The organism is Microbacterium sp. 4-7 (assembly GCF_014332665.1).
In the GTDB taxonomy this organism is placed as follows: domain Bacteria; phylum Actinomycetota; class Actinomycetes; order Actinomycetales; family Microbacteriaceae; genus Microbacterium.
The window spans coordinates 327,588-348,339 of sequence record NZ_MCRH01000001.1 but is presented as its reverse complement, the minus strand read 5'-3'; the positions used below and the strand labels follow the sequence as shown (position 1 = coordinate 348,339).

Here is a 20,752-nt window from a genome sequence, read left to right as displayed (position 1 = left end):
CGTGGGTGTGTGGGTGCGTGGGTGCGTGGGTGCGTGGGTGTGTGGGTGTGTGGGCGCCGCGGCGAAAGAGGTCCCCCTCACGCCTCCCAGCGCAGGATGTCGCCGGGCTGGCATTCCAGCACTTCGCACAGTGCGTCGAGGGTCGAGAACCGCACGGCTTTCGCCCGCCCGTTCTTCAGCACGGCCAGGTTCGTCGGCGTGATCCCGATGCGCTCGGCCAGCTCGCCGACACCCATCTTGCGTCGCGCCATCATCACGTCGATGTCGACGACGACGGGCATCAGATGACCTCGTTGTCGAGCTCGGACCGCAGCGCCTGCGCCTCGACATCGCGGTCGATCGCCTGCCGCAGCAGCGCCTTCATCACCACGACCAGCAGGGCGACGCCGGCGAGCACCACGCCGGCTCCGCCGATGAGCGCGACGAGACCCGGAGCTGCCGAGCCCGGAGCGAGTATCGCTGCGAGGATCCACAGGAGAGCCGCGGCCACGAGGATCGCACCGATGATCACGTCGATGTAGCGGAACGACGAGGTCGAGAAGATCGATCCGCGACGCACCTTCGTGAGCAGCAACCACACGCAGATGCCGAAGACCTGCAGAGTGCCGACCCCGAGGACGACGATCGACACGAAGGCGATCCGCCCCCACAGCTCTTCGTCGGCGAGGTCGAGCCACAGCAGCGGCACGATGAGCGCCTGCACGGCCACGGACCCGACCAGCGCCAGCGCGATCACGACCCGCAGCACGATGATCGTCGACTTCGCCATGACTCCACCTCTCATCGAACAACAGTAGAAATCTATCGTTAATCGTTCGATTCGGCAAGGTGGATGTGCGGGGGCGCGTTCGATGCGGAGGAGATCTACGGAAGGGAGGATCAACTGCGCGAGTTCGTCCTCCGGTGCGCAGATCTCCTCCGGTACGCAGATCTCCTCCGGTACGCAGAGCTCCTCCGGTACGCAGATCTCCGCCGGTGCGCAGATCTCCTCCGGATGCCGGGGCCGGGCGCGCTCGGAAGGAGATCGCGCATAACGAAGGAGATATCGGCCACATCCCTCCTTCGAGGCGAGAGATCTCCTTCGGAGTGAGAGATCTCCTTCGCAGTCGGTGGGATGCCGGGGCAGCGCGCTCGGAAGGAGAACGCGCACAACGAAGGAGGTGTCGGCGGCATCCCTCCTTCGAGGCGAGAGATCTCCTTCGCAGTCGGTGGGATGCTGGCGGCAGCGCGCGCTCGGAAGGAGATCGCGTCTACCGAAGGAGGTGTCGGCGGCATCTGTCCTTCGGCGCGAGAGACCTCCTTCGGCGCGAGAGATCTCCTCCGCAGCGAGAGACCCCCTTCGGCGCGAGAGACCTCCACCCAACAGAGAGCAGCTACTCCGCCCGACGCACCCGCAGCACCAGTGCGATGAGCGCGAGCGCGATGACCGCGACGCCGTACCCGACGCACACTGCGCCGAGTCCGAAGACTCCGACCAGCATCCCTGCGATGACTGCGGGCACGCCGAAGGCGAGGTAGGCGAGCAGGTAGATCACGGCGAACGTGTCGGCGCGGTCGGTCGGGGGGATGCGGGGTGCGAGTGAGGCGACGACTCCCGAGAAGGCGGTGCCGAATCCCATGCCGGTCACGGCGGTCGCGGCGAGGTAGAACGGAAGCGACCCGGTCGCGAGCGCCCAGAGCGACAGCGCGGTGCCGACGGCGAGGGCCGCCGTGCCGAAGATCACCGAGGTGCGCGGGCGCCGGTTGCGGAAGAGGAATGCGGTGACCGCGCCGACGCCGGCCAGCATCGCGACCGCGAGTCCCTGCCAGACGTGCGCCTCACCGCCGAGCTGGGTGCGCACGATGTTCGCGCCGAGCGAGAGGAAGAGCCCACCCGTCGCCCAGCCGGCGATGATCGCGGGGGCTCCGCGCCAGAAGTCCGAGCGGATGCCGGCCGGCACCGACAGCCGGAAGCTCAGCGACGCGAGTGCTCCCGGCCGCAGCGGAGCGGTCTCGGGTGCCAGGAAGAAGAGCCCCGCGAGCACGATGTACACGGCGGTCAGGGGTGCGAACACGTCGAGCAGCGGCTGTCCGGTCACGTCCAGTGCGATGCCCGAGACGAGCGCGCCGAGGGCGAGGCCGATTCCGGGGCTGAGCGCGTTCCACAGTGCGGCGGCCCTCGAACGGCCGCCGGGGGCGAGGTCGAGTGCGGCGGCCGAGAGGGCGGCGATGAGCACGCCACTCGCCGCACCCTGCAGGATGCGGGCGAGCATGAGCGTGGCGACCGTATCGGCATGCCAGAACAGCACCATGCTCGCGGCGAGCACCAGGAGACCGCCGATCGCGACCGGTCGCCGCCCGACATGGTCGGAGAGCGAGCCTGCGGTGAGCAGGGCGAGCAGCAGGGCGACCGCGTAGACGGCGAAGACGGCGCTGATGACGATCGCGTCGAATCCGATCTCTGCGGCGAGCACGGGGTAGAACGGCGACGGCGCACTCGCGCCCATCATCATCGCGATCTGCGTCACGACGGCCAGCGCGAAGCCGAAACGCGGGCGACGGATCCGAGGTGCCGTCGCGGTCGTGTCGATCGGTGACGTGGTGGTCATGAGTGCTCCCGCGGTATCGGTTCGAGATTCATCGAACTATCGGAGCGTACTCGCGATCCCGCGATTGTTCAACTATTCTCGAACCATGCCAGGCGAACTCCCGCACCCCGAGCGATCCGAGATACAGCTCACCGACGTGCTCTTCGCCCTCAGCGACCCCGAGCGTCTGGCGATCGCGCGACAGCTCGCCGACGGCCCGCTCGACATGGCGGAATGCCACGCGACCGACCCGAACCTGCCGAAGTCCACCAAGTCGCATTTCATGAAGGTGCTGCGCGAAGCGGGCGTGATCCGCAACGAGCCCAACGGCCGGCGACGGATGCTGACGCTGCGCCGCGCAGAGCTCGACGAGCTGTTCCCCGGCCTGCTGGATTCCGTGCTGCGTTCGTGACCCGCAACAGCCCAGGCGAGAGCCCACCGCCTCAGCGGAAGTGCGACGCGCCGTTCAGGTCGAGCACCGTGCCCGATGCCCACACCGCGGTGGGCGAGGTGAGATAGGCGACGGCATCCGCCACCTCTTCGGGCGTGCCCACCCGGCCGAACGGACTCTGGCCGCGGATGCTGTCGCCCTGCTCTCCCTCGAGCTTCGCCGTCTGCCGGTCTGTCGCCACCATGCCTGGAGCGACGGAGGTGACCGAGATGCCGTGGGGCGCGAGCGCCAGCGCCATCGACTGCCCGAACGCCTGCAGTCCTGCCTTGGTCGCGGCGTACGCGGGGTGGTCGGCCTCTCCGCGGAACGCGCCGCGTGACCCGATGTTGACGATCGATCCGCCGCTGCCCCGCTCGATCATGTGCTGAGCGACGAGCATCGTGACGTTCGAGGCGCCGAGCAGGTTCACCGAGGCCATGGCAGACCAGGCGCGCTGCCACTCGGCATACGTCGTCGAGTCGACGTGATGCTCGTTCGCCGCGCTCGGGGCCACGGCTGCATTGTTCACCAGGATGTCGAGTGAACCCAGGGCTGTGATGCCCTCCTCGACCACGCGCTGCGCCTTCGCCGGATCCCCGAGGTCGCCGCCCACGATCGCATGGTTCGAGCCTTCGAGCGAGGCGAGGGTCTCTTCCGCGGCCGCGCGATCGCGGCCGTAGTGCACGACGACCCGGTCGCCCCGTCGGGCGAAGGCCTGCGCCACTGCGCGGCCGATGCCGCGCGAGCTGCCCGTGATCAGCGCATGCGCCATCTCAGGACGCGACCCGCGTGCGACCGACCGCATGCACCGCCGGCTCGATCTCGGACCACACCGAATCCAGCGAGAGGTGCAGCACGCCGGCGATCGCGGCGATGGTCGAGAAAGCGGGGGTCGCCACGCGACCCGACTCGATCTTGCGCAGGGTCTCGGGCGAGACTCCCGCCTCGAGGGCGACGCTCAGCATCGATCGCTCACCGCGCGCTCGCCGCAGCAGCGCGCCGAGGCGCTCGCCCCGCTCGACCTCGGCGGGAGTCAGGGGCATCCGAACCATCATGAGCCCATTGTAATCCCGGGATAGTATTACCGGGATAGTTATTGGAATGACTGACGGCGAGCTGTGGAGAACCCCATGATCGAGATCCTGAACCGCGACGAACTGGCTCGTGCACGAGACGCGGGCGCCCTCGTCGGCGGCATCCTCCAGTCCCTCAAGGAGCGAGCCGCGGTCGGGGTGAACCTGCTCGACCTCGACCGCTGGACGAAGCAGATGATCGAGGATGCCGGTGCGCAGTCCTGCTACGTCGATTACGCCCCCTCCTTCGGCCGGGGGCCCTTCGGCCACTACGTCTGCACTGCCGTGAACGACGCGGTGCTGCACGGGATGCCGCACGACTACGCCCTCCTCGACGGCGACCTTCTCACTCTCGACCTCGCCGTCACGCTCCGGGGGATCTCAGCGGATGCCGCCATCAGCTTCGTGGTCGGCGACGGTGCGGCATCCGCCGACCTCGACATGATCGACGCGACCGAGCGTGCGCTGGCCGCCGCGATCGCCGCAGCCCGACCCGGCGCGCGCATCGGCGACCTCTCCCACGCGATCGGCACGGTGCTCGGCGACGCGGGCTACCCGATCAATCTCGAGTTCGGCGGCCATGGCATCGGTTCGACGATGCACCAGGATCCGCACGTCGCGAACGACGGACGCCCCGGCCGCGGCTACAGACTGCGCCCCGGCCTGCTGCTCGCACTGGAACCGTGGGTGATGGCCGACACCGACCGGCTGGTCACCGACGACGACGGCTGGACGCTGCGCAGTGCGACCGGATGCCGCACAGCCCACACCGAGCACACCATCGCCATCACCGAGACCGGGGCCGAGGTGCTCACGCTGCCGCGCTGACCCTCGTCACTTCGTGCGCGAGCCGCTCCGCACCCGACGCACAGCGCGGCCGGCCAGGTCCTTGAGCCGGCCGCCGGGGTACTGCCTGCGCAGCTCGACGGCGCCGCCGCGTCCCGCGACCGGCGTGCACGTGCGCCCGGCGAGCAGGGGTGAGCGTCCCGCGGCGGCGAGCGTCGCAGCATCCGCTCGGAGAGGGACGTCGAAGGTCCACCCCGCCCGTCGCACGGTCACGAAGAGCTTCGCCCCGCGCGACTCGTCGTCGGGCCGGAACACCTTCAGCGGGTCGATCGCGATGCGGAGGGAGTCGAGGCTGCGTGGGTGGAGGTTCGCCACGCGACGCTCGATCGCCGCGGCCTTGTCGCGCCACACCAACTCGACGTGATCGTTGGACATCTCCCGCTTGGCTTCGAGAAGACCGGTCGGAATGCCGTCCATCGCGATCGGCAGTGACGTCATGACGCCCGTGCCCGGCTCGAACTCGAGTGCGTCCTGCCCGTCGCGGGTGATCGAGACATCGACGGTGAGATACAGTCCGCCGCCCCGCGACCACCGTGCCGACGTCACCACCGCCCGGCAGGTGAGCTCGGCCTCGAACCGCGCGAACGTCAGCAGGTCGGCGCGTCGATCGGCTCGCAGCAGTGCGGCCCGGATGCGGTTCGGAAAGGCCAGGCCCCCGTCGACGCCGGGTCCGAAGCGCCGTCGCGCGAGCGGGATGACGACGTCGAGCAGTCGCTGGCGATACTCCTCGGGGTACCCGGCGTACTTCTTGCCCGACACCCTCTTGAGGATCTTGCCGCGGAACCAGTGCCGCAGCAGCCGGTCGCGCAGTCGCCCCGGTTCGGTGTACCGCTCGACCAGGTCGAGCACGGCCTCGAGATGCGGGAAGTACGTCTCGGGTTCGATCCGCGACGAACTGGCACTGCCCGCGTGCTTGACCCACGCGTAGCAGGGGCGGCTGGCGAGGATCGAGATCGTCGACGCCTCGAAGTACGCCCTCATCACGAACAGATGGTCTTCGAGGCGCACCTTGCCGTCGGGGAATCGGATGCGCTTCTCGCGCAGGAACGAGGTGCGGAACATCTTGTGCGGCGTCAGCATCTCGAGCAGCGGATCCTCGCCGAGGCGCGCACGGGGGATGTCGCGGCGGAAGATGCGACTCGGAAGCCGCCGGCCGATGCCGACCTCCCTGCCGACCACGACATCGGATGCATGCTCGTCGGCGTAGTCGCAGAGCGCCTCGAGGGCGCCGTCGTAGAGCCAGTCGTCCTGATCGACGAACTGGATGTACGTGCCGCGCGCATCGTCGATCCCGTGGTTGCGCGGCGTTCCCGGCCACCCCGAATGCGGCAGATACGCGACGCGCACGTAGGGACGATCACGCGCGATCTCGACCAGTCGAGCCGCCGTCTCCTCACCGGAGCCGTCGTCGCAGAGCAGCACCTCGAACCGGCCGTGATCGAGCGTCTGCCGATCGAGAGACGCGATGAGCTCGTCGAATGCCGCTCCCGGACGGAACACGGGAACGACGACGCTCACTCTGATCGAAGTGGACGGTGGGGAAACGGCAGGGGAAGACGACATCGACGGCAGTCAAACATCGTCGGCTATGGAGCGCACGGGGCTTGCTTTCAGCGCCGTGTGCGTGCAGTGCGTGTCAGTGGGATCGTGCGTGGGCCGCCGCGCGGCCACGGAGGAAGCCGATGACGCCGTCGTCGTCGGCGAGCGCGATCGCCCGCGCGTAGGCCTCGCCGGCATCCTGTCCGGCCTCGGCGAGCAGCCCCGCCCGAGCCGCCCAGTACGGCTGGAATCCCTCTGCATGGGCCGGAAGTGCGGCGAGGCCCGCCTCGGCTCCGTCGATGCGTGCAGTGACGACGGCGGCCGCGACCCGGGCACCGAGGGTCGGAGCGACCGCGAGAAGCGCGGCGTACAGCATCCGCAGCGAGTCCCAATCGGTCGCCCCCGTGCGCAGCCGATCGCAGTGCACCGCCTGGATCGCCGCCTCGAGCTGGAATCGTCCCGGCGCACCGGTCGGCCGCGCTCGCCGCAGGTACGCCTCGCCCTCGGCGATCAGCGCCGCATCCCAGGTCTGAGGATCCTGCTCGTCGAGGGGGGTGAACTCGCGAGAGCGCCGCGCGAGAGTCAGCGTCGTGAGGGCGGCCAGTCCCCACGCCTCAGGCTCGTCCTCGAGAAGCCCCGCCAGAGTGACGGCCAGGTACTGCGCCTCGCCCGCCATCGACTCGGCGTCGCCGCGCCAGGTGAGCGCGGCGCATCCGTAGACCGCCTCCAGCACAGCGGGCAATCGTTCGGGCATCGAGCGGCGGTCCGGAATCGCGAACGGGATGCGGGCATCTCTGATGCGTCGCTTCGCCCGCACCAGGCGCTGTGCCATCGCCGTCGCCGGAACGGCGAACGCGCGCGCGACCTCGGCCGCCTCGAATCCGAGCACGGTCTGGAGCATGAGCGGCGCGCGCACGGCCGGGTCGATCGCCGGATGCGCGCACACGAACAGCAGTTCGAGTCGCTTGTCGCCGATCGCGAGCGGATCATGGTCGGCGAGCGGATCGACGCGAGCGCTCTCCTCGGCGAGGGGAGCGGATGCCGTCGCCGCGGCCGACTTCCACATATCGCGCAGCCTGTTCCTCGCCACGGTCATCAACCACCCTTCCGGGTTGTCAGGCACTCCGGCATCCGGCCAGCGCCGCAGCGCCTCTTCGAACGCTCCCGCAAGGGAGTCCTCGGCGAGTGCGAGGTCGCCGGACCGCGCCGCGAGCAGCGCGACCAGCCGGCCGTAGGAGGTCCGCGCCGCACTCTCTGCAGCGGCCCGGACCCCCTCGGGGATCATCGGTTCGGAGTCCAGACGCCGTCGACCGTGAACACGGCACCCGGGCGGATCTCGACCGCACCCCAGAACGCCGGCGGGGCCTGGCGGGCGAATCCGATCGCGGCATCCAGGTCGGGCACGTCGATGACGACCGTGCCGCCGAGCTGCTCCTTCGTGTCGGCGAACGGGCCGTCCTGCACCTGCAGCGCGTCATCGCGCACGCGAACGGTGGTGCTGACGGCCGACGGCTGCAGAACCTCGGCCGAGACGAGCACCCCTGCCGACTGCAGGGTGGCGGCGTAGCTCGCGAATGCGGCCTGGCCCTCTGCGAGCGCCTCGGCGCCCAGAGTCTCGGCATCGAGCTCTTCGTAGTGCAACAGCAGTGTGTAGCGCATGTCTCTTCCTCACTGTTCGACGGTCAGCGTACAGAGAGATGACGATCGAGCAGCAGGCCGATCGACACATCCGCCGAAGTTCACCTTCCGGGCCGAGACTCCCACCCCACACTCAGCCTTAACGATATATCGTTGACTATCGCTCACCACTTCCGGGAGGTCATCATGAACAACGCATTCCCCTCGAACCCGTTCGGCGGATCCGGCTTCGGCTCGGGCCAGGGCGGACCCGCATCCGCGATCTTCGATGCCATGGAGCAGCTCCGCAAGTCCTTCGAGCAGCGCCCCAGCGGCGGCTCGCGCATGGCGAAGGGCGACGTCCGCACCGCGGTGCTGTCGCTGCTCACCGAGAAGCCGATGCACGGCTACCAGATCATCAACGAGATCGCCGACCGCAGCGGCGGATCGTGGAAGCCGAGCGCAGGCTCGGTCTACCCCACCCTGCAGCTGCTGGCCGACGAGGGCCTGATCGAGGCTCAGGAGCAGAGCGGTCGCAAGACCTACTCGCTCACCGAGGCCGGCCGCGCCGTCGCCGCCGAGCACACCGAGACCCCCGCTCCGTGGGAGTCGCAGTCGAAGAGCGAGGGCTCGCACGACAACCCCCGCTACAGCGCACTGCCCAAGGCGGGCGTCGACCTCGCGGCGGCAGCCGCAGCCGTCGGTCGCAGCGGCAGCACCGAGCAGGTGCAGCAGGCGGTCGAGATCCTCGACGAGGCCCGCCGTAGGCTGTACTCGATCCTCGCTCAGGACTGATCGCACACGACACAGGGACGACACATGACGGATGCTGCGGCGCAGGGCGCCCATCGTGCCCGGTACCGCCGCATCCTGTCGTTCGCGGCGCGCGAGTTCCTCAAGGTCTGGTGGTTCGAGCTCGTGCTGCCGCGCTTCGGCATGAGCTCGATCGCCGAGCGCACCCGGGCGCCGCGCATGCAGCGCTTCGCGAAGCGGTTCCACGTGCTCGCGGTCGAACTCGGCGGTCTCATGATCAAGGTCGGGCAGTTCATGTCGTCGCGTCTCGACGTGCTGCCGCCCGAGATCACGAAGGAGCTCGAGGGACTGCAGGACGAGGTCCCGGCCGTGCCGTTCGCCGACATCCGTGCGGCCGCCGAGGCCGAACTCGGGCGTCCGCTCGCGGAGGCCTACGCCTGGTTCGATGAGACGCCGGTGGCTGCGGCATCCCTCGGCCAGGCGCACCGGGCCCGCCTCTCCGCACAGGATGCCGTCGACACCGGTCTCGGCGACGTCGTCGTCAAGGTGCAGCGCCCCGGCATCGACGAGATCGTCGCGGTCGACCTCGCGGCACTCCGCCGCGTCGCCCGCTGGGCGATGCGCGTGCGACTGGTCTCCGATCGGGTCGACGCGCCCGGCCTCGTCGAGGAGTTCGCGCAGACCAGCCTCGAGGAGATCGACTACCTGCACGAGGCCGCCAGCGCCGAGCGCTTCCGTGAGAACTTCGCCGGCGACCCGCGTGTCAGCGCCCCCGAGATCGTCTGGGAGCGGTCGACCCGGCGCGTGCTCACGCTCTCGGACGTCACCGCGATCAAGATCAACGACACGGATGCTCTACGGGCAGCCGGCATCGATCCGGCCGAGGTCGCCGACGTGTTCGCCGAGGTCATGTTCGACCAGGTGTTCACGCACAGCTTCGTGCACGCCGACCCGCACCCGGGCAACATCTTCGTGACACCCGAGGCCGACTCGACGACCGGCCGCACCTTCCGCCTCACCTTCATCGACTTCGGGATGATGGCCGAGGTGCCCGACAACCTCCGCGACGGTCTGCGCACCCTGCTGATCGCGGTCGCCGGTCGCGACAGTCGAGGCCTGGTCACAGCGGCCCAGGAGATCGGCGTGCTGCTGCCCTCCGCCGACACCGCCGAGCTCGAGCGGGCGCTCCGCGCGCTGTTCGCCCGCTTCGGCGGCATGGGCTTCGCCGAGCTCAGCAAGGTCGACCCTCGGGAGTTCACCGACTTCGCCGATGAGTTCGGCGACATGGTGCGCTCGCTTCCGCTCCAGCTGCCCGAGAACATGCTGCTGCTCATCCGTGCGGTGTCGCTGACCTCGGGCATGTGCTCGAGCCTCGATCCGTCGTTCAACGTGTGGGACGCCGCCGAGCCCTACGCCGGCCGCCTGCTGCGCGACGAGTCGGGCAACCTCATGCAGGACATGGCGCAGCAGGCCATGGAGACCGCTGCCGTCACCTACCGCCTGCCGAAGCGGATCGACGCGATCATCACCCGCGTCGACGACGGCAACGTCACCTTCGACACCTCGGCCCTCGAGCGCCGCCTCGACCGGCTCGAGGGCATCGCACGCCGCATCGGATCGGGCGTGCTGTTCGCCGCGATGCTCGTCGGAGGCGCGCTGCTCGTCACGCCGCTGCCGCCGCTCGGCATCACCCTCATCTGCGTCTCGGCGCTGCCCCTGCTGCACTCGGTGTTCGGCGGTCGTCGCTCGCGCTGACGCGCCCTGGCGCTCGCGCTGACCGCCCTGGTACTCGCGCTGACGCGTCCTGGTGCTCGCGCTGACGCGTCCTGGTGCTCGCCGCTGACGCGTCCGGAGAACCCGGAGCATCCGGCATCCGCCCGGCGTGTACGGCCCCGGAGCGCCGCGGATCACCCGTTCATCTGGCCTTTCCGTCCAGGTCGCAGAATGCCGGCATGGGAGAATGGGTTCTCATGGACACTCCGGACGAGAAGACGCCCACGAGGAACGACCCTCCGAAGACCTCCACCGCCGCGATCAGGCAGGCCGCGAAGGCCACCGAGACCGCGCAGAAGATCGTGCGCGACATCGCCGCGGTTCCGCCGCGCGGCGTGCACCCGGCGCTCGTGCCCGGCGTCTCGGTCGAGGAGACCGGACGCACCTACCGCACCGATCCGCTCGTCTTCGGCATCGCCGTCGCGCTGACCCTCGCGTTCATCGCGTGGGGCGTGTTCGCGGGTGACAACCTCTCGGGCACGACCTCGACCGTGCTCGGGTGGGTCGTCGAGTACTTCGGCTTCTTCTTCACCACGATCGCCACCGTCATCCTGGTCTTCATGCTGTTCGTCGGCTTCAGCCGCTACGGACGCATTCCCCTGGGCCGCGACGACGAAGAGCCCGAGTTCTCGATGTTCTCGTGGATCTCGATGCTCTTCGCCGCCGGAATGGGCATCGGTCTCGTCTTCTGGGGCGCCGCCGAGCCGCTCACCTTCTTCGAGAACCCGCCGCCCGGAACGGTCGAGGCGAACACCCTCGAGGCCATGCACACGGCGCAGGCGCAGGTGCTCTACCACTGGGGCCCGCAGGCGTGGGCCTTCTACGCGCTGGTCGGCGGCGCGATCGCGTACGGCGCGTTCCGTCGTGGCCGCACCCCCCTGATCTCGTCGATCTTCGCGCCGCTGCTCGGCGAGGGCCGCACCACCGGACCCCTCGGTCGCACGATCGACATCTTCTCGATCATCGTGACCCTCTTCGGCACCGCCGCGTCGCTCGGCCTGGGAGCCCTGCAGATCGGCCACGGCGTCGAGATCGTCAGCGGCATCGGCGAACTCGGCAACGGCGTGCTCATCGCGGCCATCGCTGTGCTCACCGCCTGCTTCATCGCCTCGGCGGTCTCGGGCGTCTCGAAGGGCATCCGCGCGCTGTCGAACATCAACGCGGTCGTCGCGCTGCTGCTCGCATTCTTCGTCTTCTTCGTCGGACCGACGCTGCTGATCCTCAACGTCATCCCCTCGGTCGCCGTGCAGTTCCTCGGCGACCTGCCCGAGATGGTCGCGCGGTCGGCGTCGCAGGGCGATGAGGCGCAGATGTTCCTGTCGAGCTGGACGATCTTCTACTGGGCATGGTGGATCTCCTGGTCGCCGTTCGTGGGCATGTTCATCGCCAAGATCTCGCGGGGCCGCACGCTGCGCCAGTTCGTCTCCGTCGTCATCCTGGTTCCGGCCGCGATCTCGCTCATCTGGTTCGCGATCTTCGGAACCACGGCGATCCAGCAGCAGATGAACGGCGCAGGACTCACGGTCGACCCGCCCGAAGAGGTGCTCTTCGGCGTGCTCGAGAACCTGCCGTTCCCGCTGATCACCAGCATCGTGCTCATCCTGCTGATCTCGATCTTCTTCATCACCGGCGCCGATTCGGCCTCGCTCGTCATGGGCACGCTCTCGCAGCAGGGCCGCCCCGAGCCGTCGCGCTGGGTCGCCGTCGTCTGGGGAATCCTGGTCGGAGTGATCGCGGCGGTGCTGCTCGTCACCGGCGAAGAGGGCAGCGGCCTGAAGTCGCTGCAGAACGTCACGATCATCGCGGCGCTGCCGTTCGCCGTGATCATGGCCTTCATGATGGTCGCGTTCATGAAGGATCTGCGACGCGACCCCATGATCCTGCGCGAGCGCTATGCCCGCATGGCCGTGCGCCACAGCGTCATGGCCGGACTCGAGGAGTACGGCGACGACTTCGCGCTCGTGCCTGTCGAGTACGACCACTCCGAAGACGACCTCGCCTGGATCGATGAGGCCGACGTCGACGACAGCCTCGCCGAGGTCTACGCGACCGCGACCGAGGCGATCGACATCATCCCGGATGCCGGTGGTGGCGCTGCGGACTCCGGTGGTGGCGCTGCGGATGCCGGTGGTGGCGCTGCGGATGCCGATGCCGATGCCGGCGACGCGAGTGCGGCCGGCGATGCGAGTGCGGGTGCGGCCGCGGACGCCGGGTCGGATGACGGGGGCGACCCTGCGGGCCTCGCCGAGCGTCCTTCCTGACGTCAGTCGCATTGTTGACCCCGCCCGCGCCGCCCCCGGCCCGGTGCGGGGTCAGTAACGCGTCCGAATCGGCCGTTTCCGCTGCGAAAGTGGCCCCGCACGTGAGTCCCGGCGCCGAAGTGGCCCCGCCATGTGGGTGGGGCGTGAGGTTGCCCCTACCCGCGGGTTCCATCGCGGTGCGGGGTCAGTAACGCATCCGAATCGACCGCTTCCGATGTGAAAGTGGCCCCGCACGTGAGTTCCGGTGCCGAAGTGGCTCCGCACGCACCTCGCACGTGAGTCCCGGTTCCCAACTGGCCCCGCCATGTGGGTGGGGCGTGAGGGTTGCCCCTACCCGCGGGTTCCATCCCGGTGCGGGGTCAGTAACGCATCCGAATCGGCCGTTTCCGCTGCGAAAGTGGCCCCGCACGTGAGTTCCGGTGCCGAAGTGGCCCCGCATGCGCGAAGGCGTGCGGGAGGCCGGAGGCGCGAGGCGGCAGACGCGGGGCGCCAGGGCTTAGGCGGATGCCGCCTCAGCCCCGGCCCAGAGGCTCAGGCGACGGGGGCCGTCTCAGTCGGGGCCGCCTCGCCCGCACCCGCCTCGCCGACACCCGCCTCGCCCGCACCCGCCTCGCCGACACCGGGCGCGACCGTCTCGACGGGGACGGATGCCGCGGCGGTGATCTTCGCCGCCATGCCCGCGAAGATGAAGCCGTGGAACGGCAGCACGGCCAGCCAGTACAGCCGTCCCGCGAGCCCGCGGGGGAAGAACACCGCCCGCTGCTCGTAGCGGGATCCGTCGCCGTCGGGCAGTGCGCGCAGCTCGAGCCAGGCCTCGCCCGGCACCTTCATCTCGGCGCGCAACCGCAGCAGTCCGCCGCTCGCGGGCGACGAGTCGGTCTTGCGGCCGGGCTCCTCGACGGCTTCGACGCGCCAGAAGTCGATCGCATCACCGACCCGCGCCTCGGCCTTGCTGCGGCGTCCGCGGCGGAGCCCGACTCCGCCGACGAGCCGGTCCATCCAGCCGCGCACCGCCCAGAGGAACTTCGACGAATACCAGCCGTTCGACCCGCCGATGCCGATGATCACCCGCCACAGTCCGTCGACCGGGGCCGACGTCTTCAGCTTGCGGGTGTCGGTGAAGACGGTGCGTCCCGCCCAGTCCGGGTCGCTGGGCAGCGGGTCGCTCGGGGCGCCCGAGACCTCGGCATCCTGCCAGCTCGTCTCGATGGTGTCGGCGTCGAGACGGCCCAGCGCCATCGACACGGCGGTGCGGTACGGGGTCAGCCCGCCGTCCGGGCGGGGGATGAGGTCATCGATCGCGCGGTCCTTCACGATGCACTCGTTCTGCAGCGACGCGACGAGCGGGCGCGCGATCGATCGCGGAACCGGGGTCACCAGGTTCACCCAGTGCGATGCGAGTCCCGGAGTGAGCACCGGCAGGGCAGCGATCGCGCGCTGGCGCAGACCCGCCTCGAGCGCATAGCCGTTCATCATCTGGCCGTAGCGCAGCACGTCGGGTCCGCCGATGTCGGCGGCGCGGTTGACGCTGTCATCGACGCGCGCGGCGCCCAGCAGGTAGTGCAGCACGTCGCGCACCGCGATCGGCTGGATGCGGTTGCGCACCCATTTCGGTGCCGGCATGTACGGCAGCACGTCGGTCAGGTGCCGGATCATCTCGAACGATGCGGAACCGGAGCCGATCACGACGCCCGCCTGCAGCACGAGCGTCGGAACGCCCGACTCGAGGAAGATCTCGCCCACCCGCACCCGGGAGCGCAGATGAGGCGAGAGCTTCACATCGTCGGGGTGCAGTCCGCCGAGGTACACGATGCGGCGCACGCCGGCCTTCGCCGCGGCATCCGCCACCGTGGTGGCCGCTCGTTCGTCGCTCTCCTCGAACCCCTTGCCCGCCGTCATCGAGTGGATCAGGTAGTAGACCACGTCGACATCGCGCATGGCCTCGGCCACGGCGTCCGCGTCGTCAGCCGAGCCCTCGACGATCTCGCAGTCGGCACCCCATGGGAAGGATGCCGCGCGCGCGGCGTCCCGGGCCAGTGCGCGCACCCGGTATCCGGCGTTCAGCAGACGAGGCGTCAGCCGCCCGCCGATGTATCCCGTGGCGCCGAGCACCAACGCGCGAGGCGCCGATCCGTCTTCGCGGGGGAGGGCGCGCAGGGCCTCTTCGTGCCCGGTGGGCTGGGTGAGCTCGGTCATGTGTCGAGCGTAGGCGTGATGACCGGAAATTTCACTAGGCTGGCGATTGACTAGTTCATCTAGTAATCTTTTGGCGGAGGAAGGTGATCACATGTCGACAGCCACGCAGTACCCCACCCGTCGTGAGCTCCGGTCTCGGCGAATCCTGCCGAACGGTCCTGTCGACGTCGCCCCGCTGTCGGCACGTGCTGCTGTCGGCCGCTCCACCGGGCTCCGCAGCGGCCCGCTCCCCGCATCGCGCACGCCGTTCTGGAAGTCCGCCGGAGTCGTCGGCCTCATCGCGGTCATCGCCGCCGGCACTCTGCCGCTGGCGGCATCCGCCCTCGACATCCCCCTGTGACCGCACGGCGCGGGCGCTCGACCACAGACCACCGCTGATAAGAGAGAGGAGCCCCCATGGGACTCGATGACAAGATCAAGAACACCGCTCAGGACCTCGCCGGCAAGGCGAAGGAGGCCGTCGGCAAGGTGACCGACAACGAGAAGCTCGAGGCGGAGGGCCGCGCCGACCAGGCGAAGGCCGACGTCAAGAAGGCCGGAGAGAACGTGAAGGACGCGTTCAACAACTGACACCGGTGAGCAACGGCGGGGAGGTGGCGCGAGCCACCTCCCCGCCTTCTGTGCGGCCCGACCTGCGATGGTCGTGCGGCGAGAGAGAGTGAGACAGCATGTCCGACCGCCTGAACAATGACACGCCGAACCTGTGGCAGCGCCTGCTGCGACGGCTGCGTCCCGCCGCGGCAGAGCCTCGTCGGCTCACGGTCGAGGACGTCACCGTCGTCGACCGCCCGATGCTCCGCCGCGCGGTCGCCGGCACCGTGGTCGGCAATCTCATGGAGTGGTACGACATCGGCGTCTACGGCTATCTCGCGGTGATCATCGGGCGGGCGTTCCTGCCGGACGCATCCGCGGGGGCGCAGTCGCTCTTCTCGCTCGGCGTCTTCGCGGTGACCTTCGTCGCCCGTCCGCTCGGCGGCATCGTGCTCGGCCAGCTCGGCGATCGACTCGGCCGTCAGCGCGTGCTGGCCTTCACGCTGATCATGATGGCCGCGGCCACATTCCTCATCGGCGTGCTCCCCGACTTCTCGGTCATCGGCGTCTGGGCGCCGATCCTGCTGATCGTGCTCAAGCTCGCGCAGGGCTTCTCGACCGGCGGCGAGTACGCGGGCGCCACGACCTTCATCACCGAGTACGCGCCCGACCGGCGTCGCGGCTTCTATGCCTCCCTGCTCGACCTCGGCTCGTACATGGGCTTCGCCATCGGCGCCGCCTTCGTCTCGATCCTGCAGCTGACGCTGTCGGCCGAGGTCATGCAGGGCTTCGCCTGGCGCATCCCGTTCCTCGTCGCGCTTCCGCTCGGACTGATCGCGATCTACTTCCGGCTGAAGATCGAGGACACCCCGGCATTCCAGGAGGCACAGGACTCGGCGAAGCGCGCGGCCGACGACGCACAGGCGTCGGCGGATGCGCCCAAGGGCGTGCTCGCACTGATCCGCGCATACTGGCGCGAACTGCTGACGGCCTTCGTGCTCGTCGCCGCCGCCAACACCGTGGGCTACGCCCTCACCTCCTACATGCCCACGTACCTCACCGGAACCCTGGGCTACGACGAGGTGCACGGCACTCTGCTGACCCTTCCCGTGCTCGTGGCGATGGCGCTCTGCATCCCGCTCACCGGAAAGCTCTCCGACCGCATCGGACGCCGCAAGGTGCTGTTCATCGGCTCGATCTCGGCGATCGTGCTGGCCGTGCCGTCGTTCCTGTTCATGATGCACGGGGAGATCTGGTCGACGCTTCTCGGCCTGGTGCTGCTCGCCTTCCCCGTGACCTTCTATGTGGCCAACCTCGCCTCGTCTCTGCCCGCGCTCTTCCCGACGTCGTCGCGCTACGGCGGCATGGGCATCTCGTACAACCTCGCCGTCGCCCTGTTCGCGGGCACGGCTCCGGTCGTGATGGAGGCGCTCGTGCAGATGACCGGATCGTCGCTGGCCCCGGCGTTCTACGTGATCGGCACCTCGATCGCCGGCTTCATCGCCGTGGTGGTGCTCAAGGAGTCGGCGCGCAGGCCTCTGCCGGGTGCGATGCCGAGCGTGCAGACGATCGAGGAGGCCGTGGAACTGGTCGAGACGCAGGAGGAGAACCCCGACCTCGACCTCGACGAGCTGTTCCCCGAACGCCTCGAGAACGCCGCGGACGACGACGGAGAGGCCGGCGCTCGGGTCGAGGATCAGGTCGAGAAGGCCTGACCCGCGGCGGAGGGATCACTCGCCGGAGGGCTCGGATTCCTCGTGCGAGCGGATGACGTCGCGCAGTTCCTGATCGAGATCCGACGCCTCTTCGATGGCCGAGGTCATGCCGGCCAGGAATCGCGTCACGATGCCGCGCTCGCGGTCGCTCATCTCGTCGACGAGCGACAGCATCCGCCGGTGCATCGCGCCGAGGGTCTCGCGCACCTCGTCGTCGCTGCTGACGGTGGGCACGACGACCCCGGCGCGGCGATCGGTCGGGTGCGGCTCGCGCTTCGCGTGCCCGCCCTTCTCGAGGCGGTCGATGAGGGTCGTCGTCGACGCCGTGGAGATGTCGAGCATGCGGGCGATGTCGATCGGGCGCACGATGCGGCCGGCCCGCTGCTCGCGCAGCAGGAATCGCAGCGCGACCAGGTCGGTCTCGTTCATGCCCATCGACGCCCTGGTGCGGGCTCGCATGGCGGTCTCGGCCGAGCGGTAGCGGCGGAGCATGTTGAGCACGTCGACCGTGCTCGCGCTGTCGGAGTCGGGGTACCAGTACCCCGATCGGCCGAATTCTTCAGAGCGCTCCATCACGCCACCTCGCCGTCATCGCTCAGGGATCCCTCGTTCTCTCCATGCTCGCGCGCGAGCATCTCGATCGCGCCGGCTTCGACCTCGGCAGGGACGATCCGCAGCAGTCCGCCCGTGATGGCGTCGTGCTCGGCGGCCACGATCTGGTCGAGCCGCCAGGCGGGAACCGACGGGAACCGCGCTCGCAGGCGATCGAGCATGTCGGCGTACATGATGTACCCCGCATCCTCGAGTGTGAATCGCTCGACCATGACGTCCCTTTCCTGCCCGTGTTCTATCTTCGCACCCGATCAGAGTCCCTGGTGGCATTGGAATTCGCTAGGCCACCTCGTTACCTGTCTTTCGAGTAGCATGGAGGGGTCAGGGGGTGACACATGGCCAGCAGGACCGACATCAGAACGACGTCGACCGATCTCGTCGCTCGGGTCGACGAACTCCGTCGCGCCGAGGCGCAGCTGGGCCGTCGTCTCGCCGCGCTGCGCGCGCCCAATGACACCGATCGTGAGGCCATGAGGTACATCACGGAGGCGCCGGCGGATGCTCCCGCGACCCCGGGAGGACTCGCTGCGCACCTGAACGTGAGCACGGCCGCGATCACGAGCCTGCTGCGCCGTTTGCAGGAGCGCGGCCAGATCGTCGTCGCCCCGCATCCGGCTGACGCGCGATCGAAGGTTCTGCGACCCTCTCTGCGCGATCTCCACTCGCCCGGCGACGAGCTCACGCAGCGCATCGCCGCCCTCGCCGACGAGTTCACGCCCGAGCAGACCGATGCGATCTCACGGTTCCTGCACCGCTTGACGGAAGAGATCGGCGACCTTCCCTGACGTCCGACTGGGATTTAGCTAGGTAACCTAGTAATCTATTTCTCAAGCCAGTCTGAGCGTGAGGGAGAGAACATGGGTTACCTGACCTACGGAAGCACCGCCGCACCGATCGAGATCGACGACGAGCTGCTGACCCACCTGCGGCTGGTGATCGTGACCAAGCTGCGGCGCAACGAGTCCTTCCCCCTGACCCTCTCGATCGGCGACGGCGCCGTCGAGACGCTCTGGGTGCACGCCTCCATCCCCCTCCGGTTCGCCATGGACGAGGAGCCGAGCATCAACCGCTCGCTGGTGGTCTCGATGATGAACGCGGCGAACTCTGCCGGCGGGCTCGACCTCACCCGAGGTGACTTCGCTCCGGCGCTCACGGGGTCGCGTGTGCTGCACGCGATGACTGCGTGAGCCATGTCCGCACGCATCAGGAATGCCGCCAAGGCGGCGACGAGCGCGCGGGTGCGAGGCGCCTCGCGGACGCGAGGGCTGTGGGTCGAGGTCGATCCCGGCTTCTACGTCGGCAATGACCGGCGCCAGTTCCTCGGATCGATCACGGGGACGCCGCGTGAGGGCTTTCGGGCTTTCGGAGCGCAGTCCGACTTCATCGGCCAGTTCGACGACCTGGATGCCGCCAAGGCTGCGGTCGCTGCGGCATCCGTGATCGACGAAGAGCTCGCACAGGGCGAACCGCTGCTCCACTGAGGCTGATCGCGATCGCCGCACGGCTGGCATACGCGATGCGAAAGGCGATTTTCGACGACGTCCCTCGACGTGTACGGTCATTGCTATGACTTCGATCGAATCGATTCGACGGCCTGCTGTCGACCAGGCGTCGCGCCGAGCGCGCATCGCGGTCTCGGCGCTGTTCCTCACGAACGGCGCACTGTTCGCCAACATCCTGCCCCGCTACCCCGAGATCAAGGCTGCTCTGGGGCTCGACAACGCCGGGTACGGCCTCGCGATCGCGGCCTTCCCTGCCGGCGCGATCGCCGCGGGTCTTCTCGCCGCCGTGCTGATCCGTCGATTCGGCTCGGCGCGGATCGCCGTGTTCGGCACGATCGCCACGGGGCTCGGCCTGCTCGCGGCCGCACTGGCGCCCTCCGGCATCCTCTTCGCCGTCGCCCTTCTGCTCGGCGGGGCATCCGACGCGATCACGGACGTCGCCCAGAACGCGCACGGTCTGCGCGTGCAGCGGCGATACGGCCGCTCGATCATCAACTCGTTCCACGCCATCTGGTCGATCGGCGCGGTTCTCGGCGGAGGCATGGCCGCGGCCGCGATCGCCCTGCAGCTGCCGCTCGGCCTGCATCTCGGCATCTCGACCGCGGTGTTCGCGGCCGTCGCCTTCACCGCGCTCTGGTTCTGCCTGCCCGGACGCGATGAGGAGGCGGATGCGGAGGCGACGGCCGAGCCGGTCGAGCTGGGCGGCGCCGTGCGCCGCGGAGTCAGCCCTCGCACCGTGATGATCATCATCGCGCTCACGCTCATCGCGATGGCCGGTGCGGTGGCCGAAGACGCCGGCAACTCGTGGGCGACTCTCTATCTGAGTGAATCGCTCGGCGCCGCGGCCGCCATCGCGCCGCTCGGATTCATCGCGCTCGTCGGCGCACAGTTCATCGGCCGGATGCTGGGCGACGGCATGACCGACCGGTTCGGGCAGCGCGCGGTGGCCCGCGTCGGAGGACTGATCGCCGCAGCGGGCATGACACTCGCGCTCATCTTCCCGAGCGTGCCGGGAACCATCGCCGGATTCGCCGCCGTCGGCTTCGGCATCGCGACGCTCATCCCGGCCGCCATGCATGCGGCGGACGAACTGCCCGGCCTGCGACCGGGAGTGGGGCTCACGGTCGTGTCGTGGCTGCTGCGGCTCGGCTTCCTGCTGTCACCGCCGATCGTCGGGTTCATCGCCGACACCGAGAGCCTGCGGGCCGGGTTGATCGTGGCCCCGGCTGCGGCTCTGGTCGCGGTGCTTCTCGCCGGAGTGCTCGAGAAGCGCAGGGTTCGGGAGTAGCAGTTCGGGTCGGCCACGCCCGAGCTCGCGCACGCCGTGCAGGTGATCT

Annotated in this window: 23 protein-coding genes; 12 read left to right on the top strand and 11 right to left on the bottom strand. The window is 69.1% G+C overall.

Annotated elements, in window-relative coordinates:
* Positions 1-77: 77 nt before the first annotated feature.
* The 3 genes from BEP68_RS01595 to BEP68_RS01585 form a co-directional block, all read right to left on the bottom strand.
* Positions 78-281 carry a helix-turn-helix domain-containing protein gene (locus BEP68_RS01595; protein WP_042540715.1) on the bottom strand — a complete coding sequence of 68 codons (204 nt, stop codon included), beginning with the start codon at positions 279-281 and terminating at the stop codon, positions 78-80.
* A complete protein-coding gene (locus BEP68_RS01590) occupies positions 281-769 on the bottom strand; it encodes a DUF2975 domain-containing protein (RefSeq protein WP_053098445.1) in 489 nt (162 codons plus the stop codon). Before BEP68_RS01590 ends, BEP68_RS01595 begins: the two co-directional genes overlap by 1 nt.
* 604 nt (positions 770-1,373) lie before the next feature.
* Positions 1,374-2,588 carry an MFS transporter gene (locus tag BEP68_RS01585; protein ID WP_187249012.1) on the bottom strand — a complete coding sequence of 405 codons (1,215 nt, stop codon included), beginning with the start codon at positions 2,586-2,588 and terminating at the stop codon, positions 1,374-1,376.
* Positions 2,589-2,673: 85 nt separating this feature from the next.
* On the opposite strand from BEP68_RS01585, the gene BEP68_RS01580 reads away from it, so the two are divergent.
* Positions 2,674-2,979, top strand: a complete 306-nt coding sequence (locus tag BEP68_RS01580; RefSeq protein ID WP_187249011.1) for an ArsR/SmtB family transcription factor — start codon at positions 2,674-2,676, stop codon at positions 2,977-2,979.
* A 31-nt stretch (positions 2,980-3,010) separates the two neighbouring features.
* Here BEP68_RS01580 and BEP68_RS01575 read toward each other — a convergent pair whose 3' ends face one another.
* Positions 3,011-3,769, bottom strand: coding sequence for an SDR family NAD(P)-dependent oxidoreductase (locus tag BEP68_RS01575; protein ID WP_187249010.1), 759 nt, complete (start codon positions 3,767-3,769; stop codon positions 3,011-3,013).
* A gap of 1 nt (position 3,770) precedes the next feature.
* Positions 3,771-4,049, bottom strand: a complete 279-nt coding sequence (locus tag BEP68_RS01570) for a helix-turn-helix domain-containing protein (protein WP_072592179.1) — start codon at positions 4,047-4,049, stop codon at positions 3,771-3,773.
* Between the two features lie 78 nt (positions 4,050-4,127).
* On the opposite strand from BEP68_RS01570, the gene map reads away from it, so the two are divergent.
* Positions 4,128-4,898, top strand: a complete 771-nt coding sequence (gene map / locus BEP68_RS01565) for a type I methionyl aminopeptidase (RefSeq protein WP_187249009.1) — start codon at positions 4,128-4,130, stop codon at positions 4,896-4,898.
* Positions 4,899-4,904: 6 nt separating this feature from the next.
* Here the strand turns inward: map and BEP68_RS01560 are convergent, their stop codons facing one another.
* The 3 genes from BEP68_RS01560 to BEP68_RS01550 form a co-directional block, all read right to left on the bottom strand.
* Complete coding sequence (locus BEP68_RS01560) at positions 4,905-6,434, bottom strand: glycosyltransferase family 2 protein (RefSeq protein WP_187249008.1); 1,530 nt, start codon at positions 6,432-6,434, stop codon at positions 4,905-4,907.
* Between the two features lie 118 nt (positions 6,435-6,552).
* Positions 6,553-7,740: an RNA polymerase sigma factor gene (locus tag BEP68_RS01555; RefSeq protein ID WP_187249007.1), complete on the bottom strand. Its 1,188-nt coding sequence runs from the start codon at positions 7,738-7,740 to the stop codon at positions 6,553-6,555.
* The gene (locus BEP68_RS01550) at positions 7,737-8,114 is read right to left on the bottom strand and encodes a YciI family protein (RefSeq protein ID WP_053098451.1); all 378 of its coding nucleotides are present in this window, start codon (positions 8,112-8,114) and stop codon (positions 7,737-7,739) included. Before BEP68_RS01550 ends, BEP68_RS01555 begins: the two co-directional genes overlap by 4 nt.
* A 165-nt stretch (positions 8,115-8,279) precedes the next feature.
* Here BEP68_RS01550 and BEP68_RS01545 point away from each other — a divergent pair, with 165 nt between their 5' ends.
* From BEP68_RS01545 to BEP68_RS01535, 3 genes are all read left to right on the top strand, one after another.
* Positions 8,280-8,867 carry a PadR family transcriptional regulator gene (locus tag BEP68_RS01545; RefSeq protein WP_187249006.1) on the top strand — a complete coding sequence of 196 codons (588 nt, stop codon included), beginning with the start codon at positions 8,280-8,282 and terminating at the stop codon, positions 8,865-8,867.
* Between the two features lie 24 nt (positions 8,868-8,891).
* Positions 8,892-10,580, top strand: a complete 1,689-nt coding sequence (locus BEP68_RS01540; protein ID WP_187249005.1) for an ABC1 kinase family protein — start codon at positions 8,892-8,894, stop codon at positions 10,578-10,580.
* A gap of 197 nt (positions 10,581-10,777) precedes the next feature.
* A complete protein-coding gene (locus BEP68_RS01535; RefSeq protein WP_261987662.1) occupies positions 10,778-12,859 on the top strand; it encodes a BCCT family transporter in 2,082 nt (693 codons plus the stop codon).
* A 531-nt stretch (positions 12,860-13,390) separates the two neighbouring features.
* Here the strand turns inward: BEP68_RS01535 and BEP68_RS01530 are convergent.
* Positions 13,391-15,055 (bottom strand): SDR family oxidoreductase, encoded by a 1,665-nt coding sequence (locus tag BEP68_RS01530; RefSeq protein WP_187249004.1) that lies wholly within the window; start codon positions 15,053-15,055, stop codon positions 13,391-13,393.
* A 91-nt stretch (positions 15,056-15,146) separates the two neighbouring features.
* Here BEP68_RS01530 and BEP68_RS01525 point away from each other — a divergent pair, with 91 nt between their 5' ends.
* From BEP68_RS01525 to BEP68_RS01515, 3 genes are all read left to right on the top strand, one after another.
* Entirely contained in the window at positions 15,147-15,395 is a 249-nt protein-coding gene (locus tag BEP68_RS01525) for a hypothetical protein (protein WP_056276194.1), read from the top strand.
* A gap of 56 nt (positions 15,396-15,451) precedes the next feature.
* Positions 15,452-15,625 (top strand): CsbD family protein, encoded by a 174-nt coding sequence (locus BEP68_RS01520; RefSeq protein ID WP_072590528.1) that lies wholly within the window; start codon positions 15,452-15,454, stop codon positions 15,623-15,625.
* A 98-nt stretch (positions 15,626-15,723) separates the two neighbouring features.
* Entirely contained in the window at positions 15,724-17,301 is a 1,578-nt protein-coding gene (locus BEP68_RS01515) for an MFS transporter (protein WP_187249003.1), read from the top strand.
* 15 nt (positions 17,302-17,316) lie between these two features.
* Here the strand turns inward: BEP68_RS01515 and BEP68_RS01510 are convergent, their stop codons facing one another.
* On the bottom strand, positions 17,317-17,874 hold the full coding sequence (locus BEP68_RS01510) for a MarR family winged helix-turn-helix transcriptional regulator (protein ID WP_053098456.1): 558 nt from the start codon (positions 17,872-17,874) through the stop codon (positions 17,317-17,319).
* Positions 17,874-18,125, bottom strand: a complete 252-nt coding sequence (locus BEP68_RS01505; protein ID WP_187249002.1) for a hypothetical protein — start codon at positions 18,123-18,125, stop codon at positions 17,874-17,876. The genes BEP68_RS01510 and BEP68_RS01505 overlap by 1 nt, the downstream gene beginning before the upstream one ends.
* A 123-nt stretch (positions 18,126-18,248) precedes the next feature.
* On the opposite strand from BEP68_RS01505, the gene BEP68_RS01500 reads away from it, so the two are divergent.
* From BEP68_RS01500 to BEP68_RS01485, 4 genes are all read left to right on the top strand, one after another.
* A complete protein-coding gene (locus tag BEP68_RS01500; RefSeq protein ID WP_056276197.1) occupies positions 18,249-18,698 on the top strand; it encodes a MarR family winged helix-turn-helix transcriptional regulator in 450 nt (149 codons plus the stop codon).
* Positions 18,699-18,770: 72 nt separating this feature from the next.
* Positions 18,771-19,100, top strand: a complete 330-nt coding sequence (locus tag BEP68_RS01495; protein ID WP_187249001.1) for a hypothetical protein — start codon at positions 18,771-18,773, stop codon at positions 19,098-19,100.
* Positions 19,101-19,103: 3 nt separating this feature from the next.
* Positions 19,104-19,394: a hypothetical protein gene (locus BEP68_RS01490; RefSeq protein ID WP_187249000.1), complete on the top strand. Its 291-nt coding sequence runs from the start codon at positions 19,104-19,106 to the stop codon at positions 19,392-19,394.
* Between the two features lie 85 nt (positions 19,395-19,479).
* Complete coding sequence (locus tag BEP68_RS01485; RefSeq protein WP_187248999.1) at positions 19,480-20,703, top strand: MFS transporter; 1,224 nt, start codon at positions 19,480-19,482, stop codon at positions 20,701-20,703.
* Positions 20,704-20,752 lie beyond the last annotated feature (49 nt).

Coding starts and splice junctions, on each gene's coding strand:
- BEP68_RS01595 (WP_042540715.1), bottom strand. CDS start 281: ATGCCCGTCGTCGTCGACATCGACGTGATGATGGCGCGACGCAAGATG.
- BEP68_RS01590 (WP_053098445.1), bottom strand. CDS start 769: ATGGCGAAGTCGACGATCATCGTGCTGCGGGTCGTGATCGCGCTGGCG.
- BEP68_RS01585 (WP_187249012.1), bottom strand. CDS start 2,588: ATGACCACCACGTCACCGATCGACACGACCGCGACGGCACCTCGGATC.
- BEP68_RS01580 (WP_187249011.1), top strand. CDS start 2,674: ATGCCAGGCGAACTCCCGCACCCCGAGCGATCCGAGATACAGCTCACC.
- BEP68_RS01575 (WP_187249010.1), bottom strand. CDS start 3,769: ATGGCGCATGCGCTGATCACGGGCAGCTCGCGCGGCATCGGCCGCGCA.
- BEP68_RS01570 (WP_072592179.1), bottom strand. CDS start 4,049: ATGGTTCGGATGCCCCTGACTCCCGCCGAGGTCGAGCGGGGCGAGCGC.
- map (WP_187249009.1), top strand. CDS start 4,128: ATGATCGAGATCCTGAACCGCGACGAACTGGCTCGTGCACGAGACGCG.
- BEP68_RS01555 (WP_187249007.1), bottom strand. CDS start 7,740: ATGATCCCCGAGGGGGTCCGGGCCGCTGCAGAGAGTGCGGCGCGGACC.
- BEP68_RS01550 (WP_053098451.1), bottom strand. CDS start 8,114: ATGCGCTACACACTGCTGTTGCACTACGAAGAGCTCGATGCCGAGACT.
- BEP68_RS01545 (WP_187249006.1), top strand. CDS start 8,280: ATGAACAACGCATTCCCCTCGAACCCGTTCGGCGGATCCGGCTTCGGC.
- BEP68_RS01540 (WP_187249005.1), top strand. CDS start 8,892: ATGACGGATGCTGCGGCGCAGGGCGCCCATCGTGCCCGGTACCGCCGC.
- BEP68_RS01535 (WP_261987662.1), top strand. CDS start 10,778: ATGGGAGAATGGGTTCTCATGGACACTCCGGACGAGAAGACGCCCACG.
- BEP68_RS01530 (WP_187249004.1), bottom strand. CDS start 15,055: ATGACCGAGCTCACCCAGCCCACCGGGCACGAAGAGGCCCTGCGCGCC.
- BEP68_RS01525 (WP_056276194.1), top strand. CDS start 15,147: ATGTCGACAGCCACGCAGTACCCCACCCGTCGTGAGCTCCGGTCTCGG.
- BEP68_RS01520 (WP_072590528.1), top strand. CDS start 15,452: ATGGGACTCGATGACAAGATCAAGAACACCGCTCAGGACCTCGCCGGC.
- BEP68_RS01515 (WP_187249003.1), top strand. CDS start 15,724: ATGTCCGACCGCCTGAACAATGACACGCCGAACCTGTGGCAGCGCCTG.
- BEP68_RS01510 (WP_053098456.1), bottom strand. CDS start 17,874: ATGGAGCGCTCTGAAGAATTCGGCCGATCGGGGTACTGGTACCCCGAC.
- BEP68_RS01505 (WP_187249002.1), bottom strand. CDS start 18,125: ATGGTCGAGCGATTCACACTCGAGGATGCGGGGTACATCATGTACGCC.
- BEP68_RS01500 (WP_056276197.1), top strand. CDS start 18,249: ATGGCCAGCAGGACCGACATCAGAACGACGTCGACCGATCTCGTCGCT.
- BEP68_RS01495 (WP_187249001.1), top strand. CDS start 18,771: ATGGGTTACCTGACCTACGGAAGCACCGCCGCACCGATCGAGATCGAC.
- BEP68_RS01490 (WP_187249000.1), top strand. CDS start 19,104: ATGTCCGCACGCATCAGGAATGCCGCCAAGGCGGCGACGAGCGCGCGG.
- BEP68_RS01485 (WP_187248999.1), top strand. CDS start 19,480: ATGACTTCGATCGAATCGATTCGACGGCCTGCTGTCGACCAGGCGTCG.